This is a genomic window from Acholeplasma granularum ATCC 19168 (genome assembly GCF_000526235.1).
In the GTDB taxonomy this organism is placed as follows: Bacteria; Bacillota_I; Bacilli_A; order Acholeplasmatales; family Acholeplasmataceae; genus Acholeplasma; species Acholeplasma granularum.
On sequence record NZ_JAFR01000001.1, the window covers coordinates 15,052 to 33,294 of the forward strand.

At 29.1% G+C, this 18,243-nt stretch carries 14 protein-coding genes; all 14 read left to right on the forward strand.

Features of this window, described 5'->3' with window-relative positions:
- Window positions 1–117 precede the first annotated feature (117 nt).
- The 14 genes from G324_RS0100060 to G324_RS0100125 all read left to right on the forward strand — a co-directional run bounded on the left by G324_RS0100060 (window position 118) and on the right by G324_RS0100125 (window position 18,242).
- Window positions 118–2,256: a UvrD-helicase domain-containing protein gene (locus G324_RS0100060; RefSeq protein WP_025724367.1), complete on the forward strand. Its 2,139-nt coding sequence runs from the start codon at window positions 118–120 to the stop codon at window positions 2,254–2,256.
- 105 nt (window positions 2,257–2,361) lie between these two features.
- Window positions 2,362–3,315, forward strand: coding sequence for a carbohydrate kinase family protein (locus tag G324_RS0100065; RefSeq protein WP_051457504.1), 954 nt, complete (start codon window positions 2,362–2,364; stop codon window positions 3,313–3,315).
- 25 nt (window positions 3,316–3,340) lie between these two features.
- Complete coding sequence (locus G324_RS0100070) at window positions 3,341–4,108, forward strand: S1 family peptidase (RefSeq protein ID WP_025724369.1); 768 nt, start codon at window positions 3,341–3,343, stop codon at window positions 4,106–4,108.
- Between the two features lie 265 nt (window positions 4,109–4,373).
- Window positions 4,374–5,837, forward strand: coding sequence for an alkaline phosphatase family protein (locus G324_RS0100075; protein ID WP_025724370.1), 1,464 nt, complete (start codon window positions 4,374–4,376; stop codon window positions 5,835–5,837).
- A gap of 165 nt (window positions 5,838–6,002) precedes the next feature.
- Complete coding sequence (locus G324_RS0100080; RefSeq protein ID WP_162146756.1) at window positions 6,003–7,442, forward strand: alkaline phosphatase family protein; 1,440 nt, start codon at window positions 6,003–6,005, stop codon at window positions 7,440–7,442.
- Window positions 7,417–7,902: a GNAT family N-acetyltransferase gene (locus G324_RS0100085; protein WP_162146757.1), complete on the forward strand. Its 486-nt coding sequence runs from the start codon at window positions 7,417–7,419 to the stop codon at window positions 7,900–7,902. The genes G324_RS0100080 and G324_RS0100085 overlap by 26 nt, the downstream gene beginning before the upstream one ends.
- A complete protein-coding gene (locus G324_RS0100090; RefSeq protein ID WP_025724373.1) occupies window positions 7,899–9,242 on the forward strand; it encodes a family 4 glycosyl hydrolase in 1,344 nt (447 codons plus the stop codon). The genes G324_RS0100085 and G324_RS0100090 overlap by 4 nt, the downstream gene beginning before the upstream one ends.
- A gap of 3 nt (window positions 9,243–9,245) precedes the next feature.
- On the forward strand, window positions 9,246–9,980 hold the full coding sequence (chbG, locus tag G324_RS0100095) for a chitin disaccharide deacetylase (RefSeq protein WP_162146758.1): 735 nt from the start codon (window positions 9,246–9,248) through the stop codon (window positions 9,978–9,980).
- 61 nt (window positions 9,981–10,041) lie between these two features.
- Complete coding sequence (locus tag G324_RS0100100; RefSeq protein ID WP_025724375.1) at window positions 10,042–11,133, forward strand: ABC transporter ATP-binding protein; 1,092 nt, start codon at window positions 10,042–10,044, stop codon at window positions 11,131–11,133.
- Window positions 11,099–12,895 carry an ABC transporter permease subunit gene (locus G324_RS07525; protein ID WP_025724376.1) on the forward strand — a complete coding sequence of 599 codons (1,797 nt, stop codon included), beginning with the start codon at window positions 11,099–11,101 and terminating at the stop codon, window positions 12,893–12,895. Before G324_RS0100100 ends, G324_RS07525 begins: the two co-directional genes overlap by 35 nt.
- Entirely contained in the window at window positions 12,895–13,950 is a 1,056-nt protein-coding gene (locus G324_RS06940) for a carbohydrate ABC transporter permease (RefSeq protein ID WP_025724377.1), read from the forward strand. Before G324_RS07525 ends, G324_RS06940 begins: the two co-directional genes overlap by 1 nt.
- Window positions 13,950–15,368: an extracellular solute-binding protein gene (locus tag G324_RS0100115; protein WP_025724378.1), complete on the forward strand. Its 1,419-nt coding sequence runs from the start codon at window positions 13,950–13,952 to the stop codon at window positions 15,366–15,368. The genes G324_RS06940 and G324_RS0100115 overlap by 1 nt, the downstream gene beginning before the upstream one ends.
- A gap of 1 nt (window position 15,369) precedes the next feature.
- Window positions 15,370–16,617, forward strand: coding sequence for a Gfo/Idh/MocA family protein (locus G324_RS0100120; protein WP_025724379.1), 1,248 nt, complete (start codon window positions 15,370–15,372; stop codon window positions 16,615–16,617).
- Between the two features lie 2 nt (window positions 16,618–16,619).
- Complete coding sequence (locus G324_RS0100125) at window positions 16,620–18,242, forward strand: immunoglobulin-like domain-containing protein (RefSeq protein ID WP_025724380.1); 1,623 nt, start codon at window positions 16,620–16,622, stop codon at window positions 18,240–18,242.
- The last annotated feature ends 1 nt before the right edge of the window (window position 18,243 follow it).

An 18,243-nucleotide genomic window follows, 5' to 3' on the forward strand; every position in this document is an offset into this window, starting at 1 on the left:
TATGCATAATTTAAAATGCGTATAGATTTTTTATTATCTAATGAAACTAATAATCTTTTAATGCTCATGGTATAATTAATTTAAAGAATAAAAAAAATAGAATTTAAGGGGAATTCTATGAAATATAATTATACAGATGAACAAAGAAGTGCAATCACAACACATGCATCCTGTTTTTTATTACTTGGTGCTGCAGGTACCGGTAAAACGCATGTTTTAGTTGAGCGCATTAACTATTTAGTTAAAGAAACTAAATTAGAACCAAACCAAATCTTAATATTAACAAGTACTTTTAATGAAGTTATGAATTTAAAAGATCAATTAGATGATTTAATGGATACATCTAACATAGCTATTTTTACAATGGATAGTTTTGCATTAAAGATTATTTTAGATTATGAAGGATACAATAAAAACTTTATTTCAAAATCAATATATGATGAAATTAAATTATCAATTACAAAAGATATCATTCCAAATTTAAAACAGTTTAATGAATATCAAAAAAGACCTCATATATTTTCAAATCTAAAAATAAATATAGAAGAAGAATTAGAAAACTACTTAAAAGAAAATAATATATCTTTAAATGAAAACTTTATAAATTATGCTATGAACTTACTTCTAAATGATAAAGATCTACAAAAAAATATAATTAATAGTTATAGTCATATATTTATTGACCGCTCAGAAGATATTTATGGGAATATAAAAGAATTTATTAAACTGATTACATCAAACACTCATAATTTATTTATCTTAGGTAATGCAGATCAAAACATGCATCAAATAGATATAAAAGAAACATATTTATATGAAATTTATGAAAATAAAGATTTTGAACGTATCAGTTTAATCGATAACTATAAAACAAATAACTCAATTATTAAATTCTCAACAATAATTAATCATAATTTAAATAGAATCATGCCAGAAATTAAATATATGAGGCTAGATCATTATAAGCCCGACTTAAACATTTATGATGATGAAAAAACATTATATGATGCTTTAATTAAAGATATAAATGAAATTAAATTAAAAGATAATGATAGTAACTTATCTGATTATGCAATCATAGTACCTAATAATACTTATAAAGATGAATTAACTAAAAAATTAAAACATCATTTTAAATTACCTGAAAAAGACAATCTTATAATAGAAAACCACCAAAAAATTATTCGTTTACTAAATGAACGAATCAATGATACATCAATTAATGATGATAACTTTTTTATTACAATATTAAATATATTAGATGATGAATCAATTGATAAAAGACTAAAAGATTATTATACAAACATATTATCAATCTATATGAAATTTACTAAAAATTTTTCAATAAAGTCATTTATAATATTCTTACAATTAAAAGCATATGAAAAAATAAATATAAAAAGTGATTACTTAATTAGTATATTAACATTAGAAGAAACAAAAGGTGTAGACTTTAAATATGTATTCACATTATTTTTAAGTCAAATGTTAAATGAAGATAATGAATTATCCAGAAGAATTATGTATAACATTTTATTTACTGCTCAAGACCATATCATGATGTATGATCTTAAGATAAATCATCATGATATATTAGAGGAACTTATTTATATTAAAAATAATTGGAATAAAATAAAAGTTTTAAAATCAGGATATTCTAATATCATATCCTCTACAAACTCATATTTAAGACCCAAAGAACTAGACATATTTGAACAAATAAAAATTAAGTATAAAACTTATCCAAAACTAAGTAGTGAATTAAAGTATTTAATTGAACTTATCATTTACTTTGATCAAAAACTAAATATGATAGATACACCAAAAAATATAGATATCTATATGCAAGCATTTAGATATTTTATTCAACATACCTTAAAAGTAACACTTGATACTATATTTGATGAACAAAGAAATAAAATAGCAAGTTACTTTTCAGGTGGTTCAGCAGGTGGCTTTAATATGGATAGAGACTATGAGTTATTAATTAAACAAAAACTACTAGACAAATGCTTTACTAAAAATGAATTTAAATCGATTCACGATATTTATAGATACTTATCAGCAACACATCATAAAAATGATTATGTAGTCTTAAATAAAAAAGAACTTAAAGATGCCTCAAAAAACATTGAAATTTATAGAAAACTAACAAACAGAGATAAAGTGAAATATTTTTGTAGTGTCATTAATTTATATGATGCATTAAATTTAAGTGATAAGCACTTAAGAGTAATTGAAGAAAAAATAGAATAAATATCAATATAGATATAAATTAAATGAATATTCTTGTACTATACTAGAAGTGTATTCATAAATATATAAGGATAGTGTATATTAAATACACGAATAGGTGCAATTATGAAAGTAATAACTATGGGTGAATTATTAATAGATTTTATGCCTAAAGAAAAGGGTTTGGATCTAACAGGTGTAAGAAACTTCATCAAACATGCAGGTGGTGCACCTGCAAATGTGAGTGCTGTTGTAGCAAAACTTGGAGGAGATGCAACATTTTTAGGTCAAGTTGGGCATGATAGTTTTGGTCACTATCTAATTGATAAATTAAAATCATTTAATGTAGATACATCATATATACATCAAACATCTAAGGCATTAACATCAATTAGCTTTGTAAGTTTAAAAGATAATGGTGAACGTGATTTTATGTTTTATAGAAATCCTGGTGCTGATGAACTTTATGAAGCAGCTATGGTTCCTAAATTATTATTTGATCATAATATCTTTCATTTTTGTTCAGTATCACTAACAGATAACCCAATTAAAGATGCCCACCTAAAAGCAATCAAATTAACAAGAGAAAATAATGGACTAGTAAGCTTTGATCCAAACATTCGTCTATCTTTATGGCATGATCATAAAAAGTTATTAAACAGAATTTATGAATTTTTAGATTTAGCAGATATTTTAAAGGTTGCTAACGATGAGTTATCATTTTTAACGGGATTTCACGATGAAAAAATAGCGATTAAATCGCTATTTAAAGGCTCTGTTAAAGTAATCATCATAACACGTGGTAAAGAAGGAGCAAGGCTTTATTTTAAAGATATAGAAGGTTTTATCGAACATACAGGGTATGTTGTAGATAGTATTGATACAACCGGTGCAGGCGATGCATTTATGGGGGCGTTTTTATACCAACTAAGTAAAAACAATTTAGTTTTAAATCAACATAACAGTTATGACATCTTAAAGTTTTCAAATGCATATGCAGCACTATCAACAACTAAACTAGGTGGTATGGAAAATATACCGAGTATGCAAGAGTTAAAATTATTTATAAAGTCTAATTAGCTAGATATAAGTAAGGGGAGTTTAAATGTTAAGCCACAGAGTAAAAAAACTTGGACTTAAAAAGAATCAAACGATTAATAAACGTAATAAGCCAATACATTATAATTTTAAATATCCAAAGATCATGGAATCTTGTAGACAAATCATATTAGAAGATGGTAGTTATGGTACAGGTTTTATATTTAAATATAATAATCAGTATTTCATAATAACAGCCGCACATGTGATTAAAGAAAAATATCATATTAAAAAGAAAAAAATTAGTATTAAAAAAATAGGTGGTACACACATGTTTTATAATGCTCATGTATATTTTCATCCAGATGAGGATGTTGATATATGCATCATAAAGTTACCTGAAAATGATATACCTGATAGTTATCTTACATTTAATTTTGAACCGGTTACGATTGGAGAAACATATTATATGTTTGGATTTCCAGGTGCAATTGATATTACTTATGAATACAATGAGGAAAAGGGAAGTTATCCGATACCTGTAATTAGAAAAGGTATTGCATCTAACTTTCAACTAGAAAATGATATTTCACATATTATATTAGATGCAATATCAGTACCCGGGTTTTCAGGTAGTCCGATTGTAAGAATAGAAGATAGTGAAAACTTTTATGTTGTTGGTGTACTCATAGAAAGTAATAACATATTTAATAGTATATATGATAGTGATAATATAGAATTAGACTACTATGTTCATAATACTTCTGGATTTTCAAGGGGTATTCACATAGCTTATGCAATTGATATAATAGAACATTATAAACTAGATAAATAAAATATTTGTTTAAATATTATAAAGATTAATAAGGATACATTAATAATATTCGACATTAGGTAGTTATTGCAAATGTATCTTTTTTATTTGTTGTATACTATATTACGACAGCTGAATAAAACAAGACACATTAGGTGTGTAAAAGGTAATTTTTTATGAACAAAAGTTTAAAATGTTACAAGTTACATTTTTTGTAATATAATGAAAGCGTTTTAATTGTATAATCATATATATGAAAAGATGCATAGTTTAGGAGGCATAATTTATGAAAAAGTTCTTAATTGCAATTTTACTTATAATTTCATCAATATTTTTAATCGGTTGTAAAACTGATGAACCAATAGATGATGATAAAACCCCGCCTGTAGAAGATACGGTTTATAAGGGTACATTTGACCGTGAATTTCCATCATACTACGAACCTGGGGTTCCTTTAATTGATGATGCACATGTTGTATATATTAATTGGGATGGTTTTGCTAGATATTATTTAGATGAATTTTTTAAAGATGCAGTAGGTAAGGCAAGTCCTACACTACAAAAGATTATGGAAGAAGGCGTATTTTTTGATAAGTTAGAAAGTACTTTTCCTTTTATTACGAATCCTTTACAAAATGCAATTATCACTGGATCTACTTCGGCAGTAACTAAAAATGTGTATCGTTATTATGATAAAACTGTAAATAGAGTCTTTCAGCAAACTAGAGAAAATAATAATCCTACAATCGTGGATGTTGCAGTAGAAGCCAAGTTACCTGTTGCAAGTGTACGTTTTTATTTAGCAGAAAATCAGTTGACATCAACTGATCCATCTAAGATTTATATTACAGCATCTAGTACAGAAGATCATTTTGTACAGCTTGCTAATTTAGTTACAGGTAAACCAGTTTCCACATACAGTAATCCAGTTGTAGTTCCTGAAATACCTCGTCTAACATTCTTTTATATATCTACACTTGATGGGATAGGTCATAATTTTGAATCCGTTGATGGGTATCCAAAAGCTACCACTGAAGAAGAAAGAATGGCTAATATATTAAGTGCATTAAAAGAAGCAGATAAGTTCTTAGGTGATTTTATTGCTAAAGCAAAAGCTGCAGGAGTTTATGATAAACTTACATTCTTTTTTACAACAGATCACGGGATGGCACCATACGGATTATTAACACCAGATGAAAGTTCAGACTATGGACGCTCAAAAATAGGTGATTTACAAGATGCATTAAAACGTATAAATAGTAATTATATTTTAGAGATGGTTGCAAGTGATGAATCACCGAAACCAAAAACAACAGTAGTAGGAGTTGGTACAAACTTAAACTTACAATTAACTTTTAGAGATGGAACAATTGAAGCAGAATTACAAAGAATTAAAACTGAATTACTTAAAGAGCACTATGTAGGTGATGTTTATACAAGGGCAGAACTAATTGAACATGGATATGATGTCAAAGATACGGATATGATAGTAGTTCCTTCAGAAAGATATTTCTTTGGTTCTAATCCTTTATCAACATTCTCAGCAAGAGCTCAACATGATACTACAAGACCAGAATCAAAACACATAGTTGGTTGGATTTGGGGTAAAGGAATTAAGAAAAATGTTATCTTTGATGAAAGAGCATTTAACTATGATTTTGGCCAAACTATGGCTGCAGCATTAGGTTTACAAATACCTAATGCAAACGGAATTGTCTTAGATGTTTTTGAAAGAGACGATAAAAATTAGTTAATATATTAAATAGTATAAAAACACTGGGGATTTTAAATTTAACCAGTGTTTTTATTTATGTAAAAGTAATTATGTTACAAATTACATTTTATGTAATAACATGAAAGCGTTTTTATTATATAATGAACATAGAAAATGGATGATAAAAGAGGAAGAAATAACATGAATAACTCTGAAAAACATACTGGAACTTTTAATCGTAAATATCCTTCATACTATAAACCAGATGTTCCACTAATTAAGGATGCGCACGTTGTATATATTAATTGGGATGGCTTTGCAAGGTACTATTTAGATGAACTTATAAAAATAACTCAGAATAAAGAACTACCAACATTGAAGAAATTAATGAAAGAGGGCATATTTTTTAATAATCTTAGAAATACATTTCCTTCAATTACAAATCCAGTTCAAAATCAAATATTAACTGGCTCGACCTCTCTTATCACAAAGAATGTTTATCGATATTATGATAAGGAAACTAACCGTGTCATTCAACAACATAGAGAAAATAATAATCCTACAATCATTAACCAAGCACTAGAAAAAAATCTATCAGTAGTTAGTATTAGACACTTTTTAACAGAAAAAGATTTAACCTACACGAATCCTACTAAACTATATGTTGAAGCAGAAACTGACTCAAATGCTGTTAAAAATCGAGGAGATTTAAAATCAGGAGATTTTTTCTCGAGATTTGAATCGTTTGATAATCTATTAAGAGGTAGGCCTCTTAAAACAAAAGAAGGTAAAGTTACTGTTAAAAGAATGCCTTCATTAACAGCAATTTATATGGATGATTTAGATGGCTTAGGACATAATTTTGTTGATAATTATGGGTATAAAAAAGGTGAAACAGAAGAAGATAGAATGAATAATGTAATGTCTTCTTTAGTTGAAATGGATGAAAAATTAGGAGACATTATTGAAGTAGCAAAAGAAAAAGGAATTTATGATAAACTCACCTTTTTCCTAACAACTGATCATGGTATGTCTCCATATGGTTTGAAAGACCCTAATGAAAAAGCACCTTATGGACAATCAAAAATTAGTAATCTAAAAGAAGCGATTAAAAAAATAAATAATAATTATAATTTAGAAATGGTCTTAGCAAACCAAAGCCCCAAAGAAGATACTACAGTTGTTGCAGTTGGAGCAAACCTAAATCTTCAATTAACCTTTAAAGATGGTATTGAAGATGAAATGTTACAAGAAATTAAAAAAGTCTTATTAAAAGAAAGTTACATTGGCAAAATATATACAAGACAAGAACTAATCGATAATGCATATGATATTAAAAATACAGATATGATCATAACGCCAAAAGATAGATATTTCTTTAATGCCGATCCAAATGTCATTTATACAGCAAGAGGACAACATGATTCAACACTCGATACATCTAACCATATCGTTGGATGGATTTGGGGCAAAGGCATTAAGAAAAATATAGTTTTTAATGAATTAGCTTTTAATTATGATATTGGACAAACAATGGCTGCAGCATTAGGGTTAGTCATTCCAAATGCAAACGGTATCGTCTTAGATGTATTTGACATAAAGGAAGAAAATAGCAATGGACTTACTAGTAAATTTATATGAATTAAAATTTGAAAACCAAAAAATCATAGATGGTATTAAATACTTAAAAATATTACCCACCAATTTTGAATTATTAATCGAATTTATTCGTGATAATTTTGCTGATACAAATTGGGCATCAGAAGTAAAGGTAAGTTTATATAAAACAAACCCAACATGTTTTATTGCAACATATAATAATGAAATTGTTGGATTTGCTGCTTATGATGCAACAGCCAAAGGATTTTTTGGACCCACAGGTGTAAAAGAAACTTTTAGGGGCAAAAACATTGGAGCAAACCTTTTAATGAATACATTAGAAGCAATGTACTTTGATGGGTATGGATACGCAATTATAGGTGGTGCTGGTAATGGTAAGGCTAAAGCCTTTTATCAAAAGGTTTGTAATGCAACAGTTATTCAGTCTGATAATAGCGTTTATGACCGACATATTAAACATACAGAAAGAGGAAACAAATGAAAAAACTTGATATATGTATCGCTGGTGGAGCCAGTACTTATACTCCAGGTATCTTGATTGGTTTAATTAAAAAAATGAAAAGTTTTCCAATCAATAAATTAGTATTATATGATATTGATGAAGAAAAATTATCCTTAATGGGGCAATATTCTAAAATCTTAATGAAAGATTTTGCACCTAATGTTGAAATCATTTATACTAGTAATAAAGAGGAAGCCTTTAAAAATATTGATTACGTCTTTTGTCAAATTAGAACCGGTGGGTTATTAATGAGAGAACAAGACGAATTAATCCCGTTAAAATATGGAGTAATTGGTCAAGAAACTTGTGGGCCAGGTGGTTTTTCGTATGGAATGAGATCCATTAGAGATATGATTGAATTAGTTAAAGATATTAGAAAATATAGTAATGAAGCTTGGATATTAAATTATACGAATCCAGCTGCAATAGTAGCTGTTGCACTTGACCGTGAGTTTCCTGATGATAAAAGAATATTAAACATATGCGATCAACCAATAAGTTTATTAATGTCTTATGCAAGAATTTTAGGTAATATTAACTATAAAGATATGACACCTCATTATTTTGGACTCAATCATTTTGGTTGGTTTACAAAGATAATAGACAATCATACTGGAGATGATTTAGTACCTAAATTAAAACAACTCATATTAGAAGAAGGATTCTATCCAGCTAATAAAGAAGAACGTGACCCATCTTGGTTAGTAACTTATAGTGCTGTTGTTGATATGTTGAAACTAGACCCTACTTATTTACCAAGTACTTATCTTCAATATTATTTAATACCTCAAAAAACATTTAGTCATTTAAATAAAGAACGCACGAGAGCAAGAGAAGTAATCGATGGAAGATTAAAAAGAGTTTATGATGAATGTAAATTAGTAATTAAAGAAGGAACAACAAAAAAACTTAAATCAGTTCAAGATGAGTTTAACAAAGTTGATGCACATGGTGAAATGATTGTTGAAATAGCAGAGTCCATCTATTTAGATCAAAAAAGACCTTATATTGTTATGGTAAGAAACAATGGAATAATTGATAATCTAAACAAAGATGCTATGGTTGAGGTTAAATGTTTATTAGGTGCGAATGGTCCAATACCTGATATCATTGGAGAAATTGGAACATATCATAAAGGTTTAATTGAACAACAATATGCATATGAAAAATTAACAATTGAAGCATATTATGAAGAATCATATTTAAAGGCACTCCAAGCATTAACTATAAATAGAACAATTGTAGACCAAGAAGTTGCTAAAAAAATACTAGATGACTTAATAGTCCTTAATAAAGGCTATTGGCCAAGATTGAAGTAGACTATGAAGTTAGTTATTAATGCAGATGATTTTGGGTTATCTAGAGGTGTAAATTACGGAATTATAGATGCGCATCAGTTAGGAGTCTTAACCTCAACAACATTAATGGTTACTATGGATGCCTGTGATCACGCTGTTGAACTTAGTACAATGCATCCTAACTTAGGTATTGGACTACATCTAAATATAACACTGGGAAAACCAATTACAAAAGCAAAATCATTAATTAAATCTAATGGAGAATTTTATAAACCAAAAGAAGAACCGGATGAGTCACTATTTGATGAAGAAGAAATTTATAATGAGTTTAAAGCTCAATATCAATTATTTGTTGAAAAGTTAAATAGAAAACCAACCCATCTAGACTCTCATTTGTATGCACACCAAGTATATGAAAAAGCAGGAAACGCTATTAAAAGATTAGCCATAGAATACGATTTACCTGTAAGAGATATGAAAATAAATGGTTATGACGTAAAATTCTTTGACTGGTTTAAACTAAAACAAAATAAGATTGATAATTTGACAGAATTTCTTGAAAGTAACATTAAGAAAATGCAACAGTACCCAGTTTGTGAGTTAATGGTACATCCTGCTTACCTAGATTATTTTATTTCTACTAAATCATCTTATAATAATCTACGTTATTATGAACTTGATATTTTAACAAGCGATATATTAAAAAATATAATAATAAACAACAAAATTGAACTCATTCATTATGGTCATACAAAATGAGTAATCAATATTTTAAGGAGAAAGGGAGTTTCCAGTTATCTAAATTGGAAAGAAAGTATATATGTCAAAAATAATGTTAACAAATATAACTAAAATATATGGAGAACCCAAAAAGAAGGGTCTACTACCTGAAGGGACTAGAGCAGTTGATGATATTTCATTAGAAATACCAGATAAAAGCTTTACAGTTTTAGTTGGTCCATCAGGATGTGGTAAAACCACTCTTTTAAGAATGATTGCAGGACTAGAAACTATTACTTTAGGAAATATTACAATTGGTGATGTTGATGTCACACATTTAGAACCAGGAGATAGAGGGATTGCAATGGTTTTCCAAACATATGCTTTATATCCCCATTTAACTGTTTGGAAAAATATTGAATTTGGATTAAAGAATGCAAGAATTCCAGATTATGAAATCAATAAAAGAATTAAAAATGTTCTTAAACTAGTAAACCTTGAGCAATATGCTAATAGAAGACCAGCAAACTTATCTGGCGGTCAACGACAAAGAGTAGCTTTAGCTAGAGCCATTTCAAAGGAACCTGAAGTGTTTTTAATGGATGAACCACTTTCTAATTTAGATGCTAAACTACGTTCTACAATGCGTACAGAAATTATACAAATGCATAAAAATTTAAATACGACCTTTGTTTATGTTACGCATGATCAAATTGAGGCGATGACAATGGGAGACCATATTGTTGTAATGAATGAAGGATTAGTTATTCAAACAGGTACTCCAACAGAAATACACGATGAACCAAATTGTGTTTTTGTTGCTAAATTTATTGGTGATCCGGGTATGAATATCATTAAATTAGGATCTAACAAACACATTGGGTTTAGACCCCGTAATATCCAATTTCTATCAGATGACTTAGTTGTTGGTAAAGATGATGTAGTTATCGAAGCGCGTATTGTAGCAGTAGAAAATCACGGATCAGAAAAACTATATTTTATTAACTTTGGTAAAGATCATATCTATATTAAAGATGCTGAAAAAGAAATGAAAGAAATGGGTAGCGTTGCTAAAATATTAATTAGAAAACGTGACATTTATGCATTTGATGAAAACGAAGCACGTATTTATGATGAAGCGGAGGTGAACAATATTTATGATGAATTTAGAATTATGGAAGTCAAGTTATAATTTTAAACAATATCAAAAAATTGAATATCACCTAAAGGAAATTGTTAAAGAGCAAAAAAAATCAGAGTCGATAATAGAAAAATTAAAGCATAACTATTACGATAAAAGAAAGCATGTTCTTGAAAAAAAACTTACCTCAAAAGCTAATCTTGAAGATTTAAATAAAAATAAGAGAGACCATTTCAGAAAAATAAAAACTAATTATAATAATCAAGTTCAAGAATTAAAAACAAACTTTAAATTTGCATTAAATGAAAAAAAGACTAATGCAAGGTTATATTTGTTAAAGGTAGAAGTAAATTATAATAAAGTTTTGGATGGATATGATAAAGCTATCAAAGATAATGAAATTGATGCAAAGGTTAAAAAAGAAAATTTTGTTGCAGGGTATAAACAGTTTTATGAAATAGAAACTAAACTCGTAAATCTTAAGTTAAATGATGAAATAAATTTATTAAAAACAGAACTTTTTGACAATATCAATAAAGAAAAACAGCAATATGTCAATGAATTATCGAATCTAAAAACCTATTACAAAGATAAAAATCATGAATATTCTGATTTAAATAAAACTAATTTAACCATTAATCAATTTAAGAAATATGAATATAAATCTATTATTAAATCTTGTAACAAAAGACTAAAAGAACTTAAAAAAGAATATAACGATGAGAAAACTAGTCTACAACAAGAAATAATTTCTGCAAAAAAGTCATATCAAAGATCAAAAGAAATTCATTTTCAAGAAATTAAAAAAGTTAAGTTAGAAAATAAAAATCACTACAATTCATTATCAAAAGAAGATAAAAAGGTATATCGCACAAATCAAAAATTTGTCAAAGACCACGAAAAATCTAGATTTTTACAAACATTTGATAAATATGAGAAGAAAGTTTTTTCTAAAATAAACCCTGCGTATATTTATGTACTTCCAGCAACAGTAGGATCACTATTTTTTACAATATTACCATTCCTATTTATGATTATTGCTTCATTTTTTAGAGTTAATCTAACCAGATTAGATCGCTCTAGATTCGTAGGATTTGATAACTTTAAGAATATTATTAATCTAGACACTGAGTTTCAAAAAGCATTTGGTAACACATTATGGTATGCTTTTGTCACAGTCATATTATTAACAATCGTAGTTGTTGCAATGTCTGCATGGTTAGCTAGAAATACTAGAATCCACAACTTAGCACAAACTATGATATTCACACCGCATATTGCATCACTTGTAGCAATATCAATTCTTTGGATTGCGATGCTTCATCCAACAGGGATTATAAACCAAGCATTAGCATTCTTTGGAATTGAAGGACCTGGATGGTTAATCCAAGAAAATACATCTTTAATAAGTGTTTCATTTGTTACTATTTGGAAAGATATTGGATATTATGTATTAATTATAATATCAGGATTACAAGCAATTCCAGGATATATTTATGAGGCAGCTAAGCTTGATAAATCTACTAAAACTAAAACTTTCTTCCAAATGACACTACCATTATTGATGCCAACATTATCATTTGTCTTTGTTACAAAGTTTATTGCATCATTTAAAGTATTTGCACCAATTGAAATTATGACAAATGGTGGACCAATGGGATCATCAATGGTTCTTAGTTATTGGATTTATAAGGTTGGTAGAATTGGATACAACTATGGTAACGCTATGGCTGGTGCGATTATACTTACAATTTTAATCGGTTCATTTACATTCGTAAATTACCGTTACTTTAGAAAGCAGGTTACATATTAATGAATAAATATGATGATGTAAAAAAAATTATTAATAGTATTCCTGATGAAACGAATTTTAATGCTTATTCTCCTGTTATAAAAGAATTAACTCCAAAAGAGTTAAAGGGAATGAAAGTTAAAAAAAGAATCCAATATATTTTAAAGATTATAAACTATCTTTTAATATTATTGGTAGGTGTTTCATTTATTTACCCATTCGTATGGATGTTTATTATGTCTGTTAGAAGTCAAGCTGAAGCCATTTTATTTGATGCAGGATTATGGGTTAATGAATTCCACTGGAATAACTATCTTGAAGCTTGGAATAGAGCTAAATTTAGTACATATTTAGGAAACTCCATTACATATGCTGTATTGGTAATGGGGTTACAATATATCTTTATCGTACCTGCTGCATATGCATTTGCAAGGATGAAATTTAAAGGTAATAAATTACTATTTGCTATTAAACAATTAGGGATGATGTTACCTGCAGAAGCAACATTAATACCTGTATATTTCTTCTATTCTAAATTAGGATTAGTAGATACATGGACAGGGTTAGTATTACCATCATTAATCTCTATGTTTGGTATTTATATGTTCACCAATCAGTTTAAAACAATTCCACAAGAAATTATAGATTCAGCTAGAATGGATAAAGCTAAAAACAGAACAATCATGTTAAGAATTATGGTTCCGATGATATTTCCTGTATTTATAACGCATTTGTTATTAACATTTATTTCTAACTGGAATGATTACTATTGGGTATTAGTTATGACAAACTCAGAGGCATTAAAAACACTGCCAGTAGCAGTAAGAGGTCTATTAAAGGCTGACGGAATTGTACCACCATGGCACATCGTTATGGCTGGTAATATGATGCAACTTGCACCAATATTAGTTATGTATATTTTAGCTAACTCGCAAATGAAAAGAGCGATGATAGGTGGACGTAAAATTAATTTTGGTGGTAAAAAAAATAGTCCTATAAGTAATTTATTTAGTAAAATCAAAAATATATTTACGAAAACTAAAGTAACTGAAACCATTAAGGAGGTTGAACGTTAATGAAAAAGATAATAATTTTACTTACACTATTTATGACATCACTTATATTAATATCATGTGATGAGTATATAGAAGAAAGTGATAACGGAGAAATCTATACTGATCAAGTATGGGATGTGTATGATGAAGGACATCAAATAACATCACCCATTGAAATAGATTTTTGGTCAGCAAATTCAGCTGTTGATATTCACGGTGTTGCACTTGCTAATATGATTGATGAGTTTAACCAATATCAAAAAGAAACATATCCTAATTCTTGGATTAAAGTTAACGCATCCTTCCAAGGTGGATATGTGAATCAAAACTCAAAACTGCAATCTGCACTCATATCTAATACAAACCCTGAATTAGCTATGGTGGGTGTTTCATCATTTGCTTTATACCATGAAAATGTAGTAGATATGAGACAAGTATTTACATATGATGATATTAGAGATGTTTATGAGGGCTTCCTTCAGTTTGCTATGTATCGTCATGTATTTGTAGGCTATCCATTCTTTGCTGCAAGTAATGTCATATTACTAAACAGAACAATGGCTGAAGCAACAGGTCTAGATGTACCAACAGTTCAAGAAATTATTGCAAATCCTGAAAACTCAAACTGGACTTGGGAGCATATGAGAAATTTAGCTCAAGCAATGCGCGATTCAAGTGGTGAACAACAAGTTTACGGATTAGCAGCATCAGGACCGGCACTTTATGAAATGATGTATACGCAAGGTGTACCTGTATATAATGAAAATGCAACTCAACAATTATTTAATAATGAATATGGACGAAGAGGACTAGAATACTGGCAAAATTTAGTCAAAGACGACATTATGAAGAATCCAGTATTAGATCCTAATCATGGCACTAGAATTCAAGGTGAGTTCACATCTGGTCATGCTGGTATGCTATTTAGTTCTTCATCAGCTATTGGAACATTATTTGATATTATCAGTAAAAACGGTCCTGAAGGCGGACCTGGTTTTGAAGTAGATGTTCTACCTCATCCAAAAGTAACTGATTTTTATTCAAATCAAAGTGGCGGTGGTATTGTTATTTTCAACAACAAATCAAAAGCTAGAACAACTGCTGCAGTTGAATTCTTAAGATGGTTGCAAGCACCAGAACAAAGTGCAAGATATTCAATTGAAACTGGATATCTAACTACTACTAGATCATCTACTCAAACGGATGCTTGGCTCGCACATAAAGAAATTAATCCGTTATTAGATAGAGTCATTCAGTTAATGGTATTTGTTCCACCTGCAGGAATTAAGGTACCAATTGGACGTGCTAAAGCACTTGCTGATACTGATTTTGGAAATTATGTTAAAGGTATTTTCTATGAAAATGCAACTAGGAATTTGGATGATGTTCTAAAAGAAACAGCCGAACGTGTTCAATATATATTAGATACGAATAGTTAATATGAGAATATCAAAACCGACAGATAAGGTTACTTTCAGTATTGTTGGCGCAGGAAACCGTGCCGGAGCATATATTGAAATGTTGGAAAGACATTATAAAGGTCTTTATGATGTTGTAGCAGTGTTTGATCCAGATAAAATCCAACAAGAAAAGTACCGTAAAACTTATAATTTAAAAAATGATCAAATATTTAATTCACTTGAAGATTTTATAAAATTACCTAGATTAAGTGATGTCGTTATAATTGCAACTCTTGACACACAGCATTATGATCCGACAATTTCTGCACTAGAACTTGGTTATGACATTATATTAGAAAAACCAATTAGTCTTAATTTGGAAGAAACGATTGCAATCGGGAAGTTAGGAGAAAAATATCCGAATCAATTAGTAGCTGTATGTCATGTTTTAAGACACTCTCCATTCTTTAGAAAGATAAAAGAAGTAATAGATTCTAAAGTACTAGGAAATGTTATTAATATACAACACAATGAAAATATAGGATATTATCACTTTGCACACTCCTATGTAAGAGGTAACTGGCGTAATACCGATATTGCTGCACCAATTATTGTTGCAAAATCATGTCATGATATGGATATTTTACTTTATTTATTAGGTGATAAACATTGTAAGAGAATATCTTCTATGGGTAGTCTTAACTATTTTACCAAAGATAATATTGATAAATGTAAAGATGAAGGTCCATATAGTGCAGAAGCAATCTATGGTGGAAATAAAATTAGAAGTGTCGTATTTGACAATTCATCAGCAGAACGTCTGAAGAATGAATTAAGTACGAGTAAATATGGTAGATGCGTATTTGATTGTGATAATAATGTAGTTGATCATCAAGTAACCATATTAGAATTTGATGGAGGCGTACATGCTACTTTCAACTTAAGTGCATTTACAAACACTATTCACAGATCATTAAAAATTATGTGTGAATTAGGAGAAATTAGAGCAACTGAAGCAACAAATGAAATAGAAGTTTGGCCATTTGGTGGACAAAAAGAAATATTTAAAATCGAAAAAGGGTATGGTGGACACGGAGGTTCTGATGAAGGATTTGTTAAGAATTTCATGGAGTCATATCTATATGACAAACCATTTGATTCAACATTGAGTATGTCAATTGAGTCTCATGTGATGGCTTTTGCAGCAGAAGAATCAAGAATTAATCACGGTCGATTAATCAACATTGATAGATACTACAAAAGAATTTTAAAAAGAATGGAGAAATAGTTATGAATAAAAAAATTTATATCATACTAACGACAATCATTTTATCCTTACTGTTAATTTCTTGTGGAGAAACTAATATTCCGGAAGATGAAGACTTAAAAGCAGTTACAGCAGTAGAAGAAAATCTAGAACTGCCAGTTGAAGACTTAAATGCTGTAACAACTAGTTTTGAACTACCTTCAGAAATGGATGGTGTAGCAATTAGTTGGCATTCTGATGAACCAACAGTTATTAATACTAGTGGAAATGTTACAAGACTTTTATTTGATGTGACCGTAGAACTAACAGCAACATTAACTAAGGGTAAACATACTAAAACTAAGATATTTACATTAGTTGTCCTTAAAAAAGAAGCAGATGATGTTGAGGTTTTTGAATATAAAATGCAACTTCCTTCAACTGAACTTTTAGAAGATGCAACTGATATTGCAATTATAGAGGATGCACCTGACTTACTTATATTAGGTGTAGTCTTAGATACATATCATTATTTCCAATATGAAACGATGTCTGGTTTTGAATATATTAAGGTTTATAACAATACAGAAGAACCATATAATTTGAAAAACCATAAAATATCTTTAGCTAATCCATTACAAGGACAAAACGGAGAAGATGCAGATGTTAGAGTTGGTAATAAAGCAATAGCTACAGGTTTCTTATTTAATTCCTTAATTGATGAAGATGTTTATATACCAGCTAAATCGATTATTCTTATTTGGTTAAAACCATATTACTGGACAGCTGGAAGTGGAACTGGTGCTTATAATAAACCATTTACAACAGAAGTTGTTTATAAAGATAGTGATGGTAGAACTGGTGCATTTAACCAAACAACAGATGACTTTAAAGCTTTTTGGAAAATGGAAGATAGCGATATAGAAGTATATGCAGCTACAAACATGGCAATTATAGGTATTCGCCCAGAAGGTGGTACTGAAGAAATGTTTCCAATTATTACTCCAGGTGGAGGAACAGGGTATACACATCTAAATTCTACACTTTTAAGATCACTTGAGATATCTAAATTTAATGATCAAGGTGGCAGTGCATCTATTGGTTTATTAAACAAATATTCAGAATTAACCTCAGAAAAACAACAAGATCCAGATCTAATATATGGCAAGAAAATATTTAATGTCATTGAAATAAAAGATAACAATGAAGTAGTGGATGGCTATTTATTTACTAATACTTGGAAATATTTCGATCCAATTATTAAGATTAATTTCTTAGGGTTAATAGATTTAGCATCAATTGCACCAGGCCAGGAATTTATTGATTTCTTAGCAACAGGTAACCCAGGTGTTAAGGGCTGGGATAATACAGTAGAATTACAGTTTAGACCACCTGTTGTTGGCGAACGCTTAATGCAATTACAATTACCATTAAGAGAACTTGCTAAATATCAACAATATCTACTACCAGCACAAATGGAAGTTATGCGTTTTGCAGCAGCAAATGTTACAACTTATCGTTTCGTTGAAAAAACAATTTTATTAACAGTAGATCCGGCAAATGGTATGGAATTTATCAATTGGAGAACAGATGAGATTTATAGTGAAGGCAGAATGAGTAGTGCTGCTCCAACAAAAATTAAATTAATAAACATCACTAGGCCATAAT